Origin of the sequence: Methanobacterium spitsbergense (assembly GCF_019931065.1) — an archaeon.
GTDB lineage: Archaea > Methanobacteriota > Methanobacteria > Methanobacteriales > Methanobacteriaceae > Methanobacterium_B > Methanobacterium_B spitsbergense.
Genome location: NZ_JAIOUQ010000009.1, coordinates 323,323 through 340,628, shown reverse-complemented (window position 1 = coordinate 340,628; position 17,306 = coordinate 323,323). Strand labels below are relative to the sequence as shown.

Genomic DNA, 17,306 nt, shown 5'->3' with positions numbered 1-17,306 from the left:
CAGTTGGTAGCAAGTTTAACAGAGCCCGCCCCCTTATAAGAGAGATGACACAGGGACTTGTCTTGATAAATGAGTTATTAACTACGAAGATTTATCATGAATCTAGTTATAAAGAATCTTATTTTGAATTATTAAAAGGTGAGATAGGTCGACTTGCCCCTGTAATGTCTATATCTCCAAATATTATTGATAGCCTTAGTCAGGGCTTTAATTATTTACGTAAACCAAGATTACCTAAAAATTTAGATCCGTTCCAATTATTCTAGGAGTTACAGAACTATGCCTAAAGATACAATACCCATGGTATTTGATGATCCTTCTAATGATCAGATGCGGTGGATGCAAAGACGATACCCTGGATATGGGATCTATGACTTGAAATTATTAGAGAATTATCCAACCATCTCAGATTTTGAAGCCAGACTTCATTATGAGCGAGGTATAGCTGGGCCATTCATAGATTTACTGGTTCTATTAGACATAGGAACAGGAGTTAATCTAATTCCAACTGGTTTCGAATCAGATGACGATGGTCAGGAAGCTAAAAAACTTGTTGAAGCTCAATTCGAAAAGATGGAACTCAATGAAACCATGAATCGGTTCTCAGCATTCACAGAAGTATTAGGCCGGGCATGTAATATCAGAACTTATAATGGAAATGGTGGATTTTACTTTGATGAGAATGATAAGATAACAGGAATTGACTGTATAGATCCAATTACCCTCGATATGAATAGTGTTCAAAAAGCTGTTTATGACCGTACAGGAACACAACCGTATATACAGAATGTTAACAATTCACTTATAAGTTGGGAGAACTCATCAACAATTGAATTAACTCAAGACCGTATAGACTACAATATAAGAGGTAACTTATATAAGCATGGACCCTACGGTGTAAGTGCATTACAAAATTGTTTACAGGACTGCAGGACTGCAGCTGCAGCCCCCGGGTTACGTTTAGAGTTGATGTGGAAACAGGCTAATGTTTATCGACATAACGTATTGGATGTTGAAGAACTGCAAAAAACACCAATGGGTGAAGATGTTTTAAAGAATTGGGATGAAGCTAATAAAAAACTTGCAGAACAAGTAGATATATTGCGAAGACAAGAAGAAAGCCGAAAATCAATCGTATCATGGAGCTTTTTAAAACCTGCAGAAATATCGTCAATGTCAGGTAAAGCCACTGATTTTGCAGAAACAGAAAAGAATACCTACGATGTATTAGCTACAAAACTAGACATTCCATTAGTATTAGTCAACGCTGAAGCTGCAAAAACAGTCAATAGATCTTCGATGGAAACCATTCTTAACAGCACAATACAGAAGAGAGAGGCCGGTGGAAGCCGTAAAACTTATCGTAAACTCATAGCCCGATATGCACAGGAAATTAAAACTCAAGCAGGGATCGTTGAAGGTTACTTTAAAATTGAATATAAACCATTTTTAAGCAAAGATTTACTTGGCATATTACAGCGTATGCAACTATTATGGCAGATGGGAGCGACAGGTAAAACAGAGATTAGGCGTAGTCAAGACATGGCTGATAGTATCGATTTTGGTGCTGAAGATGAAAGTGCTGATTATCAGAATTTACCGTCCGATGATTTTGAAATAGCAAATGTAAATTCACACTTAGAAGAACCTAAAAACAGTGTAGCGAAGAAACAGGAACTTATACAGTTTAAAAAGGCATTAAGAAAAGTAGGGTTGATGGGGTAAGGATATGGCGATGATTCCAGTTGATGAAGATTTTATGGATAGTTTACTTCTCAAAGTAATGCCTGAACTCAAAAAATCAACTGCTAATGATGACTTAAAGTTTGAAGCTAACCCCAATTTAGGTGAAGGAACTGCAACCAAAGAAGAGTTAAAGCAACGTAACACCTTAATTAGTCCTAATGAAGATTTTTATAATAAATTTAAAAAATTATTATTAAATAAAGAACAGTTAGCTGAAGATAAAATCAAAGCTGTAGATGATTCAATTGATTCATTAATGAAAGATGCTCAAGATAAAGTTCAATCATCAGATGAAACCAGATATCAGTCTGGTTACGATGATATGAACACAACATTAAAAGACGATTACAAAGTTAAAGTTCCTAAACAAGAAGAGGATCAACCACGTCTAAACAGCATATTAAGACAACAGTTAATGAATATTGAAGATGCTTACCTAGTTTTACGTGGAAGGTTAAGACAGATAATTAACATAACTGATGTGAACAGTTACTATGCTTCAGTTACACCTACATCAACAATAAAAAAAGCAATAAATAAATCGAGTTGGACACCTTGCATGAAAGAGGCATCCAAAGAAAATCCTGATATGGATGAAGAAGAACTACGAGAATATTGTGAAAACATTAATAGTACAGATAGTGCATTTAAAGACAACAATAACCGTTTAGACCAACTTGGAATGTTTGGATGGGTTGAAAGCCAAAAAGCAGGATGGTTAGAAGCAGGATTATTTGGAGCTGCAACTTTAACTTTAGCAATTGAGGTTGATTGGGTAACGATGGAAGATAGTGACGTATGTGAATATTGCCAAGATAATGCCGATAACAGTCCATGGAGTATATTAGAGATTCCTGAAGAGCATTATGGGGGAAGATGCAAATTAGTTGTTGCAGGTGTTGAATTTGATGCATAGCATTTGAACATTTTTCATATATTTTTTTATAATTACTTTTTTGTTTAATTTTATTATACCTAAATGAAATCCTAATAAATCCTATGAACTCTTATTTCGTGGATTGGAGGATTGATACTTGATTACTAAAAATTATTGAAAATGTCTATTTCGTTAAATCGCACTATTACGAAGTTGGTGATTAATCATGAAAAAAAGCACTAAAGAAACTGTTAAAGAGATTGGTAAAGCTCGAAGAAAGAACAAATCCAAGGATAATAAAAGTTTTTTTACATCTAAGAAATTGAATTAAGATTAATTAATTTTCTATTTTTAACTGAGTTAATAGGAGGTGAACTAGCCTATGCCTGAAGCAAAATTACTTAATAAACAATTCGAGTTTGTAATGCCACTGCAAAAATCACAAAGTGGAATGCAAAGTGATGGTTTTTACCATATTGAATTTGCAATAAGCAATACAGATCCTGATCTTCAAGGGGATCAGATGACAGAGAAATGTATCGATTCGATGGCTATGCAAGCTAAAGGATTAAATGTTGATGGTAGCGACGTAAAAAAATCATTGATAGCAAAAGGTATTAATATTGATGATAATCATTTTGAAGGTTTAAAAGCCATAATAGGGCCCGTTACAGATGCATGGGTTGACGCTGAAAAAGTGTTATGGGTAGATCTACGTGTTAATGAAGAGTGGGAATCCACAATTAAATCATTAATTAATTCAGAGTCTCCAATCGGTGGAAGTATTCAAGGACATGCTACCGAAATTCTTGAAGATGATGGTTCAGGTATTCAAAAGATCGACGGTGTATTCCTTGTCAAAGCAGCACTCACCGACACACCTGCAAACTGGACCACTAGAGGAACAGCAAGAGCTTCAACAAAGACCGAAAAGACATGTTACGGTTCGATGTGTAGACAGATCTACAAATCATTAGATATCGACGTTGAAAAGATTAAAAAATCTGATTGGATAGTTAACCAGACTTGTCTTGATTTTGCAAAGGAACAGATAGACAACGATAATATTAATAATGGGTCGTGGAATAAGCCGTTATTTGCTGATTTTGATAATAAAATTGATGAATATAAAAAATATGCCCTAGCCGTACATCCAGATATGGATGAAAAACTAGCAGGTAGTTATGGTTTTGAGATAGGTAAGAACAGTAAAATTTACCGTCAAGGAGTTATAGCTGCTAAAACTGCAGCTGCAGGAGGCATGAGTAGTGCAGGTAAGAACACAGAATTATACGATGCTGCAGATGAATTATTAAAACTCATAGATGAAAAATCAGCTGTGAATAAATCAATAGGAGGAGATAAAATTAAAAAAACTGTACTGAGTGTCAATGATGCCTTTGAAACGATACAGGCTGAGATTAATGGGGAATTAGATAAAAAGTATGGAACCCCCAACCAGTGGGGAGGATTTAATCGTGATTGTTATCTTCAATACACGTCCCCTGATTCTATTTTTGTAAGTAGTGATTGGGATATTTCATCAAGTGATGATCTATACACGATTCCATATACACGAGAAGATGATGGAACAGGAAACATGAAAGTTAAATTAGGTGATCCTGTCCGAGCAGACTTACAATTCGTAACAAAGGCGTTACAAGAAAGTAAATGGATGATAAAAGCAGTCAAACCAAACGGAGGCGGTAAGTTGACTAAAACTGAGAATATCCCAGAAGGGATGGATGAAACATTTGTAGATAAAGTAAAAGGTCTTGGAGATGAAGGTAAGGAGTTCATTAAAGGCGTGTTAGGTATTGAAAAGAATGAACCTGAACCAACCATAACCGAACCTGAACCTTCAGAGCCAACAGTAGGAGTACAGAAAGGTATGATATCAAAATTAGATGTAACCAAAATGTTAGATGAACGTGACTCTAAATTTGAGAAAACTCTCAAAGAAAAAGATGAAAAAATTAAATCATTAGAAACAAGATTAGACAGTTCTGATGAAACAGATTTAAAGAAAACCAAGAAAAATCTTCTCACAAAATCATTAGATCTGCATAAAAAATTAGAACCCGACATGACACCTGAACAGGAATCAGATCTAGTCAAAGAAATTAAAGCTGATCTTGAAAAAGATATAGGTCCAGAACTTGTTAAAAGAGACATCAAAACCATGACCAAATCTCTTGAAGGAAGACCAGCTCATGAACTCCCATTTACAGGAGGCCATAAGCAGAAAGGTCTTGGTGACAAGTACAATGATGAAATAAAAGAAGTACAGAAAAGTTTAGATGAACAGGGTAAGGTAGGTGTTTAAGATGGCATTACAACCATTTAATGGGCATGAAATAGCTGTTGAACTTACAGCTGCAGAAATTATTCCTGCATATTCTCTTATTAAATTTAACGCTTCTGATAAGGCCAAATGTAATCTTGCAGGTGCGGGCGATCAGGTTATAGCAATAGTAATTCCTGATCCTGATGAAATGATGTCAGATGGTAATGGAGGATTAATTAGACGTACTGGCTATCAGATAGGAGAAAGAGTTAAAGCATATAATGGCGGTACATTATGGGTTAAACTTGGTGCAGGTGTTACAGCTGGAGATAAATGTGTACCGATGGCCGGAGGTCTTGGTACTAAACTTGCTGTTGATACATTCACAGATGCAGCTATTGCAACCCATGACGATGCGAATATAAACGCTGCAATCAATGGATTAATAGATGAAATACAGGCAGCAGCCGCAGCCAAACTAACCGTAGTTGGAACATATCTTGCAACTGGAGTTACAACTGATAAAGTTCCAGTAAAAGTAAAACTATAAGGAGATGATTTAAAATGGGAGATATACCAGGTTCAATTACAAATTTTTACAGATTAAAAGTAATTAAAGCATACAAAGCCCCCTTAATGGGAACATTAGCAATTGCTAAGGGTGTAGATTTACTACCAGGTACACGTACCGTGACAGGTGATGAAGTCCAATATCCAGAAGGCAAAGCTAAAAGAGGTTACAGGGTAGAAACAGTTCCTAGGGAAAGTGGGGAGAAAATTCCTAAAACAGTAACTGTAATAGAACATACCCACGGATTTTCAATGCATAAAAAAGAATTATATGCATATGCTAGGATGGGAGAATCCGCTCTTAACGGTACCAGTGCAGGTAACTCTGGAAGATTAGTTGCAGAATCATTGGATGATGTAATATTCAATGGAGATACAAATGCACAAGCAAAGGGAATATTTGCGGATGCATCACTCACCCCTTACGATGTTGATTCGGGTAAGGAATGGAACACTACCGCTTTAGCACCTGATCAGGTCATTGTAGAGGCCATCACAGAATTAAGTGGAGATGGAAAATATGATGGTTTACCAATGAAACTTTGTTTAGGTCCTGCAGCATACAACAACCTACTTAAAAGGATTCCACAAACACAGGCGACATATATGGATTTCGTTGCAAAACTCTTCCCAAATGGAATTAAGGACATCATGAAAGTTGCACGTTTAGGGAATGATAAAGGATTACTACACTACTTTGGTGAAGACATAGCTGAAAGAAATATTGAACAGGACATAGAAACCTATACAAACAACCCAAATCCTGACAAAGATAACAAAATTTACTGGAATGTTGACACATATCAGGCAATTGATGTACACAAACTCGACGCTTTCTTACCATTAACCAACCTTGTTGACCTTACACCTTAAGAACAACTCTTAAGGTGTCTAATTAATTTTTAAAGGAGGTAAAACTAATGGTTAAGAAAAATGAAACATCTAAAACTGAATCCAAGGAAGAAATAGCATTAAAAACTGAAAAAGTCAAGGAAGAATCAACTGAAGAACCTGTTATAGTTGAGAAACCAATTGAAGTCAGCGACTTATCCCGAACAGAACGATTAAATCTTGCTGACGATATTAAAAAGCAAGACATAGTAGAACATTTAGAATCAGAAAAAAACAGAATCGAAGCCATAACATGTCCTGTATGCCGTAAAAAGCTTGGACTCAAAGGTGAAGATTACCAAAACACTGACAATAAAAATGAGGTAGTTGAATGTTCTAATTGTGAACAGCTGGTAAAAGTTACAGTCAGATATACAGGACCAATCGAAAACACAAAAGCAGAGATCAGTACAAAAGCCAGAGGATATGCATGGGAAACAAGAAACCCTGGACTATGGGAAGATAAACATGTCCTAAAATATGTTAAAGCCGAAGCTGTGAAACTCGAAGAGAATAGATCCGTATTAACAGAAGATGAACAGAAACTCTTTAGGGTAATGTTACTTCTACTTAAAAAAGCAAAAGTGATTAAATGAATCATTTTATCTTTTTAGGAGATAAATTATGACTTATGCCAATATCTCAGTGGTAAGAACTTTAACAACCCAACTATCAAGTAACAATGGTTCTGATAAATATGAGGCATTACTATTAATTGCAATAGATGAGGCCGAAGACACAATAAATAATGAATTAATAACAGAGAATGTGCCAATTCCAACAATACCAGATCCAATAGATCCAAAAGACCCCTTGAACACATTAATCAAAGCTGCAAATCTATTCACCGCTGCCTTCATGCACAATACTAATAGGAGTAGTAATGATTCTCTTAGCCCAACTGCGGTAAAATATGAGGCAAACGCTGAAAAGAAACTCCGTAACTATATTGAAATAATCCACGAAGGGTACAATGAAGAAACAAAAGAAGAAGAAACTCCATTGCCTAAATTTGCAAGTTTAATTTAATTGGGTGATTTATCATGGGATTTGTTCAGTTTACTAAAGATGATCAAGTAACTCCATTCGTTCAAGATACTCTTGATAATCTTCCAGGACTTGCTGAAGTCACAATAGATGATGTAACCAACATATTCCTAGAATATGACCTATTATACACTCCAGTTGGACAGACTCATGAACTCTATGATCAAACATTTATAGATATAGATGGATTTTTAGATCGGAGCATCTGGAGTCCTGTACCTCAATGGGATTATGTAATAGAAGGAACACCTCCTCATGAAATCTTTGGTAATCCGTGGTTATATTGGCCTGGAGCTTTACATCCTGTCCGTCATGTACATCATCCTGGTACAATTGCAAATGATTATCCTGCATTGGCCTTTATGGACGGAATGCCTGATGCTGAAGTTAGATTAGATGAGTTCTTAGATAGACTGGTAGGTGATTAAGGATGGATCTTGTTTTATATGGATTTGACAAAGTAGAAACTGCTATTCAAAATAAACTAAAAACCCTCATAAATCCTGGAGCTATTACTTATCAAGTCGATGAAAATGGAACCCCTATATTTGATGATCAAGGTAATCGTTTACCCCTATTAGACGATAATGGGGATCCTATACCAGATACCTCCCCTATTGCCCTAAATGTATTATTACATAAACCTGAAAATCTAGAAATGTTCGATGGTACAGTTATAATACTTAAAATAATCCAGGTACCAGAAACAGGACCTAAAGGAATGGGTAAACAAATGGATAAAGCAGTATTGAATGGAACTGCATATCTATTTGTTAACGGCGATGATGATGACGCTACATTATTATGCAAACGTTACACAGATATCATCGGGGCTCTATTTAAAATCAAAACTCTTTTATCCGATGAATTTCCAGGAACTCAAGTTTTAAAACCTGGCGGCCCAGTTCATGATTTCCGTATTGTTAATGTAGATCCTAAAAATCCAAAAATGCCACATAAAACCACAGCATCTGCAACAAGTTTCAGGATATTTAAACCACCCGAAAAACCAGTTACTATTCCATAAACTCTAAAATTTTTACTTATTTTATAAATGGAGGTGCATAATATCTCAAAAGTAAATAAAACAGTGTTAACGAAAGTTATCAAAAATTGTCTTAAAAATAAAGATTTTGAAACTGCTAAGAATTATATTAATACATTCGGACCCAAAATTAAAGGATTCGATATTAACGTTGAAATAAAAAAGATTGAAGAATTACAATCTAAAGAAAATGGAGAGGAGGATGAATAAAGATGGTGGTAACAGACAAAGCAATTGATGTTGTTACAGGTACAGTTAACACCAATTTTGGAGTCATAGATGACTGTGATGCTAAAAATATGACAACAGAATCAGGTAACACAATATTCAAGAATACATTAAGTACAACTAGGATGTTAAAAGGTACAGGTTCTAACAAACTTACAAGTTTATCTAATAATGCGGCCCTTACTCATACTGTAATGAAGACAGGGATAACTGCAGATTGGAGTGCTTCAGATAAGTTTGGAATGGTAGTATTCTCGGATAAAAACTTAGCAGCAGGAGATGTGCAATTTGTAATTAATGCAACAACAGGCGGTTTACAATATATAAACTTACCTACAATCACAAGAGGAATACCTGTATTTGTAGAACTTAGTAAAGGCGCTGTAACCTGTGCTGATGTTATAGGATATGGATTTAGACGACATTGTGCTAAAACATTTAACTTATATATTGGAACTATTGTCAGATATCTTGCAGCTGAAAGTAGCGTATTAGAAGAAATTCCAACTATGAGAGTAACTGCAGTATCTGAACCTACTAAATCAACTGTTGATATTATAGGAGTTTTAGCATCTGCAGAAAGTAGCAATGCACCCATAAAACTAGTTGAAGATACAGATTATATGATAAATCCAGTTAACAAAAGAGTAATTTGGATGACAGACCAGTCCCTAAAAGCTGGAACGGCTGATTACAACTACTAAAATTTATTAATTTTAAAGGAGGAATGAATAAAAATGCTAGTAGATATAGATAATGAAGATATTTTAATGCAAGATTCTCTAACCTTTCGTTTAGGAATAGACCATTTAAAAGCTGCAGCAATAGGAACAATAGATAATAGCAATACAAAATTCTTAGTTCCCGAAGGCCCAATATACCCTAAATATGGAATGGGAATGTTACCGCAAGCACAAGATGTTATCCCATATACAAGGGAAACAACTGCAGGAACACCACCTGAACCTGATACCTATGAAGATACATTAGTTGAATTAATAGCATCAAATCCTATTACAACTGTTGCAGATACAATCACAGGGTATGACGTATATTCCCAGTTTGAATTGCTCACAGCTCCAGATGATAGTTTGATAGATGCTATTGTTGTAGACTATGCTGAATCATTAGAACCATTCCGTATGCAGGATATCACCCCATCAGTAAAACAGAATAAAAAAGAAGTTGGGCGTATGGGAAGTTCCAATACAGTTACAGGGTTTGGAGCAATGACTATCAGTGTAAAGATGGAACAGGTAATGACAGAACAAACCATTAAATATATTCGTAAATTAATGTATGGCCCATATCTTGGTAATAAAACACCAGTTGAGGGATATACTAGATATACTATGAGGAATAGGCCCCTCTCATTATATGGATATATCAATATGGAATACGAAGGAGAAATTGGAAGAATATATCTAGAGAGTGTTAAAGTAAGTCCTGATCTCCCTGGAGGTAAAGTTGATTCAGAAAGTAAAATCACTTTAGATATGACTACACCTGAGTTACCTCAACTTGTATTACCTGATGAGGTCTAAATTTTCCCTATTTTTTTTTAAATAAAATATTGGACTGTACTCAGTAAAAGCCTATCTGGATGTTCAAATCATCCCAGTCCAACTACAATTATATTCGGAGGCTTTAATCATGGAAGTTATTTATATAAATGCACCAAAAGGCTGTATTGATAAATCACAAGAATATTTTGATATAGCTTTAGATGTGGTTAAAAAATGTTTTAGAAAGTTAAAAATTGATTTTGATAAAGTTCAGATCTTTGGATATTCAACTCCAGATACTAATGTAGTTGAATTTGTTTATATTCCTGCTGTTGAGGAGGCTTAAATTTATGGTAGAATCAAAAATTCCAAAATTATTCAAAACAGAAACCATTGATATTAATGGAACAAAAGTTGAAATAAAAGGATTCCGTGGTAATGATTATGCAATCCTAAGAACATTAAACAAGATACAGAATGAAACATTAGGAATACAAACAAGATACCTTAAGATAACTAAAGGTAAAGAAGGTACTGAACTTACTGATGAAGAAATCAATGAGGCTATACCTATCCGGAATGAAATAGAAGACCTTAACGAAAAAACACAACCCTTAATTGAAAAATTAGGACAAAGAGGAATAAAAAGAGCATTTAATCCCAAAATTAGATCCACGGATTCAATCGATAAAATCCCAGATGTAGAAATAGAATATCCATATTTAAGACAAGTATATGGGATCATGTCAAGAATATCAACACCCTCTGAAGAGAGGACTGATAAAAAAAAGGAACAATCTCCTTAGAAGAAGATCTCAACAACTTCAGAGAATTAATAGTAGGTATAGCATATGAAACAGGATGGTCTATTGAATATGTACTAGAATTAGATCTAACTACAATATTGGACATAGTAGATCATACAAATCCAAAACCTAAACAAAAATCAGAGAAACAAAAACAGAAAGAAAAGGATGAGATGCTAAAATTAGAATACCAAATGGAAGAAAAAGCACGACAGAGACAAAAAGAATCTAAAATTCAAAATGATATTAATACTACATGAATATTCCTCTAACAACTGCTACAAGTACGAGAGCAAAACAAAGAACCATTACTATTTTCCCATTATATTTGGCTCTTTTATTATCTCTTGTAATAAGATATATAGAACCAACTAAGGCCAATGGCAAGAAAAGTACGATTAGGATATAAGATGCTATTATAGCCCTGTTATGTTTTTTATATTCTGGATCATCTGAAGATTGGAATATTTTAGCGGTTGTATTGTATTTTAAGTTTCCGCCACATTCACATTGAGAACTAAAATCTTCCGGATTTTCTCCGGATTGTAATTCATAAACTCCTTGGCAACTATTACATACTAAATATCCATTTACACCTATTCCTTCTCTTTTATTTCCCAATTTGCTTTTAATTTCTTCATTTGAAACCATTTGAACCATTCCATATCAAATAAATAAAATCTTTAATTTTTTTGTTTATTATCATCACGTTTCTTTAAAAACATTCCAATAAGGCCAACTATTTAAAATATTCATATTACTTATCCTATTTTTTATTATTATTAAAATTTCCTATTTTATTTTCTCTTAAATTTATGGGGTATAAAAAATGTCTGATAAAACTCTTGGTATCAAAACAGCTATAGATATTAGTGATATCCAAGGAGGATTAAATGATTTATTAGGATTATTTGATAAAATTCCTGATAGTATCAACACTGATATTACTCTTAGTGGTAACGCTGAAGGAGATTTACTCACACTTCAAGAGGAGGCAGATACTCTTAATACGACTGATATCCTATTAGGCGCAGATGTTGTTGGTAATGCTGAAGATGATTTAACTAACATAAGTGGGGAAGTGGATTCCTTAAATAATACACAGTTAGCAATTCCTGTTGACGATAGTAATGTTGTTACATTGGGTGACGATGCCAACAACGCATCTACTGATATTGAAGGCATGGGAACTGCCGCTGAAGAAGCGAGTCAAAGAATCCAGACAGCGATGGAAGATGCAGATACAAGTGTAACTAATGTAGGTAATGATGCAGTAAGTGCCGCAGATAATATAAGTCAAGCTGGAGATAGTACCTCGGGAGGAGGAAGCGATAGCGCTGTGGGAGGTCTGATTGGTGCTGGAACCGATGCAGCAATAGCTGCAGCCGTTGATGGTGCAGGTAACTATGAAGATTCAATGAAACGGATAGGTACTACCCAAGATCATATGGTCGAAACTGTTGATCAAGTACAAGCCAAATGGGGAAATGTCATGAATGACATGAAAAGTGTTACTGGTCGTACTATGGGAGATGTTAGGGGCGATATCGCTGCAATGGGTATTGTAGGAGTTCATAATACTGACACTATAACTCGTGGTTTTGGATTGATGAGTGGTGCTGCAGAAAATCTTAACGTGCCTATTTCAACTGTTGAAAAAGCATATGCAAGAGTTGTTCAAACGGGAACTTTGGGTAATAGGCAACTTGTTTCTTTAGGTATTGATTCTGATGACGTTATGAGAAGAACAGGAATGACTATCGATCAAGTTAAAGATAAAATGCTTGGAATGAATAAGGAACAAAGAGCCGCTTTTTTGAACAGTTTAATGGATAGTCAGGCCAACGCTGCCGGTATGGAGGAATATAAAACAACTTGGGGGCATACTCTAGACCAAACCGCTGCTACTGGAGATTACATGAGCAGGATATTAGGCGCAACCGTTTTACCTGCAGTTTCAGCAGGATTAGGTGTTGTTAATTGGGCTCTCGGCGGATTTGCAGGTTGGTTAGATAATTTAGAAGGGCCTGTTGGAGATATTACTAGGGGTATTGTGGGGTTAGGCATAGGGTTTGTTGGACTTACAGGTTTTATTGGGGCAACATCTTATGTTTTAGGTAAATTTCCAGATTTTATTAAAGCAGCATTAGGCATTGATGAAACTAGTTTATTACAAAAATGGTTAGGATTTTGGAAAAATGTTGGTACAAAAGCCATTGACATTATTAAAGGGTGGAATATTCCTGAAGCCATCTCTAAAAGATTAGGCTTAGGTGATGATCTTTTAAAGGATATTAAAATTCCTAATTTAACTAAAGGTTTGGATGATGGTTTTGCCCAGATGGAAAGTACAATACAAAAGGAAAGTCCTAAACTTACAACTAGAATAAAAGAATTTGGAACTAAACTTATAAATGATATTAAAGAAATTAAAATTCCAAATATATTCGGTGAAGAAAAAGGAAGCATTAAAGGCCCAGATATTGATAATATCTTTAAAAAAACAGAAGAGAGATGGGTTAAAGATTCTGATGATCTATTTAATACTGGTTCTAAAATTGCTAAGAAATATACAAATGTGTTAGATAATATATATGGCGTTATTAAAAATGGAGTATTGAAAATTGATAATTTAGCTGATGAAAAAGTAGGTAATATATTAGATAGATTATTTCCTGATGAAAAAGGAACTTTTAATTTTAATTTTGATAGTGTAGTAAATAAAGTTAAAAGTGGAATGGGTAGAGTTAAAGATGAAATTGTAAGTGGGGGAAAAGATTGGTATGCTGAACAGATCAGACTTGGAGAACAAGATAGAGTAGTTTTAGAGGAATTAGGATCAGATATTAAATCTGGAATGAATAAAGTTGGGAATGTTCTTGATGAAGCTTATACTAAAATTCTTCCAAAATGGAAAATGGAAGATATGGTTGCTAAAGCTATTGGGGATGGAAAAGGTCTAACAACTATTACTGATGATTTTTCAACTGAATTTAAAATGGCGATGAATTTAGCAGGAAAAAATATTGATGATTATGCTGGAGATTTTGAGATAAATGCTAAAACATCCATATCTAAAAGTTTTACAAATATTGAAAATGAATTATATACTAAAGGAGAATTAAAATCTGGAACTATTAGTGATAAATTTAAGAAGTTCTTTAATGATGAAGAGGGAAGAATTTTACCCGAATCAAATAAATTTAAAGATTTTATTAGTAGAATATTTGGAGATATCAAATTACCCGATATCAAATTCCCAAAACCCAATCTAAGTTTTATAGATGATCTAACAAAAGGGATAACTGGTAAATTACCAGATTTAAAAAATATTGGGGGGCGTCTTCCTACAAGTGTGAATGAAGGAATACTTGGTAGGCTTGGAAGTTTAACAGGTAAAGCCGGTGGTCCTGCAATGGTAATTACAACCGTATTACAAATGTTATCCGGTGCAGGTGAAAACTGGCATAAAAGTATTTTACAACAGACACAAGAGGTTTTTGGAATTGATGCATGGAAAGGAATTATAAATGCAATGGTTCCTCAAAATATCAAAGATATTATAGCTCCTAGATGGGAAATGTTCAAAATACCTTATGCAAGTGCAGCCACATTTTTAGGTTTGGATAAATTAAATATTAATCCTGAACAATTTTGGGGTTATATTTTTGGTAAAGATGCAAGTAAGCGTATGGGTGATTGGTTAGATGTTAATATTTCCGGACCTTTAAATCATTTCTTTTTAAATCTTCCTGGAAATATTGTAAGTTGGGCAAGTGGTATTCCTGGAGCTATCGAAAAACCATTCCAAGATGCAGGTAATTGGTTACAGAATATGCCTCAAAACTTTTATAATTGGGGTTCTGGCATGATAGGGGGACTTGTTGATGGTATTAAAAGCCAGTTACCTAATGTTGGTGGTGCTTTACAGTGGATAAGTGATCATTTACCACATAGTCCTCCTAAGATGGGGCCGTTATCTGGAGATCTTGCAGGTAATATGGAATCGTGGGCTGCAAACATAGCATTATCAGGAGTTAAAGGTCTTGGGAAATTTAATTTAAATAATGTGAATATTCCTTCTATTCCAAGTGTTTCAAATCAGTTAGGTAATAATTCTCAACAATCTAATTTAATCAGTATTACAGTTGATTTGACTGGTTTACCTGCAGGTACAACACCTCAACAAGCTAAGGATATCGGGAATAATATCGGGGAAGGTTTATCAACAAATCCTGCTTTAAGAGGTTTAATTACAGCAGGTGGAAAAGTTGGACCATTAGCAAGGAAGTGATTAGTTATGGATAATTTAGATTGGATTTTTAATGGCCTTAGGCCATACTGGATTCAAAGTATGGATGATTCATCATTTCCCCAAATAACATTACATTGTGCAGCATATTATGAAGATAGTAGATATGAAACTCCATTGGATGAAATAAAAGCCTTTAAAGAAATGGCTTGTCTAAAAATTACTAATGAAATAACAGAAAGTGGGGGCTCAGATTTACAGGCCAGTATTGATGGCCCAATTATCCCGATAAGTGACGGAATTGATAATTGGTTAGGTGCATTATACTATCCTAAATACGGTCCTGATGAATTTGCAATGGAACTTATTGAATTTGATCTTATTTTTGAATTACAACTAGTTAATAAAGAAGTAATACCTGACCCATTGACTACTCCAGATACTACAAAACCGTATAATTTGATTACACAAGGATATACTTATTTAATAAACACAGTTGGAACTGCTACACAATATCTTGGAACATTTACATTTAATTGGGATGGCATAGGGCGGGTTTATGTTGCTAGTGATTGGCAGGCAGATCCTGCAACAGATTTAATTAATATTGATGATCAGTTAATTGTTTCCAATGCGGATGGAAATTCTTTTGAAAGAAGTTGCAATGCAGGTAATCATTATGCTCCCGGTCCTGATATTGAGGTAACATCATTACTGCATGAAGGAATTAATGAATTAACTTTTACCATCAAAGATATATATGGTGGTAAAATTGGGTGCGGATATTTGTTTTTAATACAGGTGAATGATTAAATGACAGATTATAGTGCATGGGAAGATGAGGAATTATTCCGAATATATGGAAGTATTGATGGAATATTAACTAATTATCCTGTTAATGTTAAAGTATTCTGGAAATTAGGAATGGCATCTGATTTTAAAGATGTTAGATTCTCATTGAATGATACAAATAAAACCAATATACCCTATTTTATGACAGATTCTCAGGTTAATGGATATGCTAATTTTATTTTACTTATTCCAAGCATCCCTGCTGATCCTGATAGTTTGGAATGTAAAGTGTATTATAATAATCTTGCTGCAATTTCTGAATCAGACCCTGATGCTGTTTGCATTCTTTATGATCATTTTGAAGGTACGCTTTTAGATGATACAAAATGGAGTCAGGAAGGAGGAACAGTAGTAGTTTCAAATTCTATTGCTACTATTACAAATACTGAAGGAAATTGGTTGAATTTAGCTTCTTTAATTGATGATATTGGTTCTTGTATTTTGGAAATGAAGATTAAGAAAACGGATGATAATTTAAGAGCAGGTTTAACAAGCCAACATAGTTTAACCAGTGGTTCTGTCAATCTTTTTTATAAAGGTACAGGTGGATTTAATATTTTATCTTGTTTGGATAATGTTTGTAATCAGAGTATCACTTTTCCAGATTTAGATGATTATCATATATTAAAAATGGAAGTGGATGATCTGTTGCATGAATTAAAGATGTATTATGATAATGTTCTACAAGGATCATCCGATACAGATGTAGCTCATGCACCATTTAGATTGATGATTGGAAATAATAATTCTTCGTGTTCTATTGATTATATATCTGTTCTAAAATATACCGCAAATCCACCAGCAGATGTGATTATTGGTGAAGAATTTAAAGTACCCACATTTATCATTTCAGATAATGAAAATAATGAGATATTAAACTTATTATTTGAAACAATGTACCCTGGATCTATGAGAACGAAAATAATTAAAATTAAAGCTAAAGATTTTAATTTAAGAAATATTGTGTTAATTTTAGGAGATCTTGATCCTAAACTTATTCCCGATATTATGCAATATCGTAGTGTTGGTAGTTATCATTATATTCAATTAAGTGAAGATGATGTCGATTATTATGATTCATTGGATATTGCTCATCTTGATGCCAATACTGATAAGGAAATATATGTTAAATGCACGATTCCTGCCTCTGTTGAAGGTGGAAATTTTATGTGCGGTTTAATTATCCAAGCAGAATTATAA

The 17,306-nt window shown here is 34.3% G+C and carries 20 protein-coding genes; 19 read left to right on the top strand and 1 reads right to left on the bottom strand.

Annotated elements, in window-relative coordinates; all coding sequences use genetic code 11:
- The 16 genes from K8N75_RS09740 to K8N75_RS09665 form a co-directional block, all read left to right on the top strand.
- A partial coding sequence (locus K8N75_RS09740) for a hypothetical protein (protein ID WP_223791849.1) occupies window positions 1-266 on the top strand: 266 nt, incomplete at its 5' end.
- 13 nt (window positions 267-279) lie between these two features.
- The gene (locus K8N75_RS09735; protein WP_223791848.1) at window positions 280-1,725 is read left to right on the top strand and encodes a hypothetical protein; all 1,446 of its coding nucleotides are present in this window, start codon (window positions 280-282) and stop codon (window positions 1,723-1,725) included.
- Window positions 1,726-1,729: 4 nt separating this feature from the next.
- Window positions 1,730-2,662 (top strand): hypothetical protein, encoded by a 933-nt coding sequence (locus K8N75_RS09730; protein WP_223791847.1) that lies wholly within the window; start codon window positions 1,730-1,732, stop codon window positions 2,660-2,662.
- A gap of 343 nt (window positions 2,663-3,005) precedes the next feature.
- The gene (locus K8N75_RS09725) at window positions 3,006-4,949 is read left to right on the top strand and encodes a Rossmann-fold NAD(P)-binding domain-containing protein (RefSeq protein ID WP_223791846.1); all 1,944 of its coding nucleotides are present in this window, start codon (window positions 3,006-3,008) and stop codon (window positions 4,947-4,949) included.
- A 1-nt stretch (window position 4,950) separates the two neighbouring features.
- Window positions 4,951-5,460, top strand: a complete 510-nt coding sequence (locus K8N75_RS09720) for a hypothetical protein (RefSeq protein ID WP_223791845.1) — start codon at window positions 4,951-4,953, stop codon at window positions 5,458-5,460.
- Between the two features lie 14 nt (window positions 5,461-5,474).
- Window positions 5,475-6,353 carry an encapsulin gene (locus tag K8N75_RS09715; protein WP_223791844.1) on the top strand — a complete coding sequence of 293 codons (879 nt, stop codon included), beginning with the start codon at window positions 5,475-5,477 and terminating at the stop codon, window positions 6,351-6,353.
- Window positions 6,354-6,400: 47 nt separating this feature from the next.
- Window positions 6,401-6,967, top strand: coding sequence for a hypothetical protein (locus K8N75_RS09710; RefSeq protein ID WP_223791843.1), 567 nt, complete (start codon window positions 6,401-6,403; stop codon window positions 6,965-6,967).
- Between the two features lie 28 nt (window positions 6,968-6,995).
- Window positions 6,996-7,400: a hypothetical protein gene (locus K8N75_RS09705; RefSeq protein WP_223791842.1), complete on the top strand. Its 405-nt coding sequence runs from the start codon at window positions 6,996-6,998 to the stop codon at window positions 7,398-7,400.
- Between the two features lie 14 nt (window positions 7,401-7,414).
- Window positions 7,415-7,846 (top strand): hypothetical protein, encoded by a 432-nt coding sequence (locus tag K8N75_RS09700; protein ID WP_223791841.1) that lies wholly within the window; start codon window positions 7,415-7,417, stop codon window positions 7,844-7,846.
- A 2-nt stretch (window positions 7,847-7,848) separates the two neighbouring features.
- Window positions 7,849-8,445 (top strand): hypothetical protein, encoded by a 597-nt coding sequence (locus K8N75_RS09695; protein ID WP_223791840.1) that lies wholly within the window; start codon window positions 7,849-7,851, stop codon window positions 8,443-8,445.
- Between the two features lie 63 nt (window positions 8,446-8,508).
- A complete protein-coding gene (locus K8N75_RS09690; RefSeq protein WP_223791839.1) occupies window positions 8,509-8,673 on the top strand; it encodes a hypothetical protein in 165 nt (54 codons plus the stop codon).
- 2 nt (window positions 8,674-8,675) lie between these two features.
- Window positions 8,676-9,395 (top strand): hypothetical protein, encoded by a 720-nt coding sequence (locus tag K8N75_RS09685; protein WP_223791838.1) that lies wholly within the window; start codon window positions 8,676-8,678, stop codon window positions 9,393-9,395.
- A 33-nt stretch (window positions 9,396-9,428) separates the two neighbouring features.
- Window positions 9,429-10,235, top strand: a complete 807-nt coding sequence (locus K8N75_RS09680) for a hypothetical protein (RefSeq protein WP_223791837.1) — start codon at window positions 9,429-9,431, stop codon at window positions 10,233-10,235.
- A 109-nt stretch (window positions 10,236-10,344) separates the two neighbouring features.
- Window positions 10,345-10,542, top strand: coding sequence for a hypothetical protein (locus K8N75_RS09675; protein ID WP_223791836.1), 198 nt, complete (start codon window positions 10,345-10,347; stop codon window positions 10,540-10,542).
- Window positions 10,543-10,546: 4 nt separating this feature from the next.
- A complete protein-coding gene (locus tag K8N75_RS09670; RefSeq protein ID WP_223791835.1) occupies window positions 10,547-11,002 on the top strand; it encodes a hypothetical protein in 456 nt (151 codons plus the stop codon).
- Between the two features lie 98 nt (window positions 11,003-11,100).
- Window positions 11,101-11,262 carry a hypothetical protein gene (locus K8N75_RS09665; RefSeq protein ID WP_223791834.1) on the top strand — a complete coding sequence of 54 codons (162 nt, stop codon included), beginning with the start codon at window positions 11,101-11,103 and terminating at the stop codon, window positions 11,260-11,262.
- Here K8N75_RS09665 and K8N75_RS09660 read toward each other — a convergent pair.
- Window positions 11,255-11,653: a hypothetical protein gene (locus K8N75_RS09660; protein WP_223791833.1), complete on the bottom strand. Its 399-nt coding sequence runs from the start codon at window positions 11,651-11,653 to the stop codon at window positions 11,255-11,257. The two genes, K8N75_RS09665 and K8N75_RS09660, sit on opposite strands and share 8 nt — an antisense overlap.
- Window positions 11,654-11,831: 178 nt before the next feature.
- Here K8N75_RS09660 and K8N75_RS09655 point away from each other — a divergent pair, with 178 nt between their 5' ends.
- The 3 genes from K8N75_RS09655 to K8N75_RS09645 are packed head-to-tail and all read left to right on the top strand — an operon-like array spanning window position 11,832 to window position 17,306.
- Window positions 11,832-15,296, top strand: a complete 3,465-nt coding sequence (locus K8N75_RS09655; RefSeq protein WP_223791832.1) for a hypothetical protein — start codon at window positions 11,832-11,834, stop codon at window positions 15,294-15,296.
- Between the two features lie 6 nt (window positions 15,297-15,302).
- On the top strand, window positions 15,303-16,067 hold the full coding sequence (locus K8N75_RS09650) for a hypothetical protein (protein ID WP_223791831.1): 765 nt from the start codon (window positions 15,303-15,305) through the stop codon (window positions 16,065-16,067).
- Complete coding sequence (locus K8N75_RS09645) at window positions 16,068-17,306, top strand: DUF2341 domain-containing protein (RefSeq protein WP_223791830.1); 1,239 nt, start codon at window positions 16,068-16,070, stop codon at window positions 17,304-17,306. It begins immediately after the preceding gene.

Bases quoted from the DNA above. Each gene is read 5' to 3' on its own strand.
- K8N75_RS09735 (WP_223791848.1), top strand. From the start codon at position 280: ATGCCTAAAGATACAATACCCATGGTATTTGATGATCCTTCTAATGAT.
- K8N75_RS09730 (WP_223791847.1), top strand. From the start codon at position 1,730: ATGGCGATGATTCCAGTTGATGAAGATTTTATGGATAGTTTACTTCTC.
- K8N75_RS09725 (WP_223791846.1), top strand. From the start codon at position 3,006: ATGCCTGAAGCAAAATTACTTAATAAACAATTCGAGTTTGTAATGCCA.
- K8N75_RS09720 (WP_223791845.1), top strand. From the start codon at position 4,951: ATGGCATTACAACCATTTAATGGGCATGAAATAGCTGTTGAACTTACA.
- K8N75_RS09715 (WP_223791844.1), top strand. From the start codon at position 5,475: ATGGGAGATATACCAGGTTCAATTACAAATTTTTACAGATTAAAAGTA.
- K8N75_RS09710 (WP_223791843.1), top strand. From the start codon at position 6,401: ATGGTTAAGAAAAATGAAACATCTAAAACTGAATCCAAGGAAGAAATA.
- K8N75_RS09705 (WP_223791842.1), top strand. From the start codon at position 6,996: ATGACTTATGCCAATATCTCAGTGGTAAGAACTTTAACAACCCAACTA.
- K8N75_RS09700 (WP_223791841.1), top strand. From the start codon at position 7,415: ATGGGATTTGTTCAGTTTACTAAAGATGATCAAGTAACTCCATTCGTT.
- K8N75_RS09695 (WP_223791840.1), top strand. From the start codon at position 7,849: ATGGATCTTGTTTTATATGGATTTGACAAAGTAGAAACTGCTATTCAA.
- K8N75_RS09685 (WP_223791838.1), top strand. From the start codon at position 8,676: ATGGTGGTAACAGACAAAGCAATTGATGTTGTTACAGGTACAGTTAAC.
- K8N75_RS09680 (WP_223791837.1), top strand. From the start codon at position 9,429: ATGCTAGTAGATATAGATAATGAAGATATTTTAATGCAAGATTCTCTA.
- K8N75_RS09675 (WP_223791836.1), top strand. From the start codon at position 10,345: ATGGAAGTTATTTATATAAATGCACCAAAAGGCTGTATTGATAAATCA.
- K8N75_RS09670 (WP_223791835.1), top strand. From the start codon at position 10,547: ATGGTAGAATCAAAAATTCCAAAATTATTCAAAACAGAAACCATTGAT.
- K8N75_RS09660 (WP_223791833.1), bottom strand. From the start codon at position 11,653: ATGGTTTCAAATGAAGAAATTAAAAGCAAATTGGGAAATAAAAGAGAA.
- K8N75_RS09655 (WP_223791832.1), top strand. From the start codon at position 11,832: ATGTCTGATAAAACTCTTGGTATCAAAACAGCTATAGATATTAGTGAT.
- K8N75_RS09650 (WP_223791831.1), top strand. From the start codon at position 15,303: ATGGATAATTTAGATTGGATTTTTAATGGCCTTAGGCCATACTGGATT.
- K8N75_RS09645 (WP_223791830.1), top strand. From the start codon at position 16,068: ATGACAGATTATAGTGCATGGGAAGATGAGGAATTATTCCGAATATAT.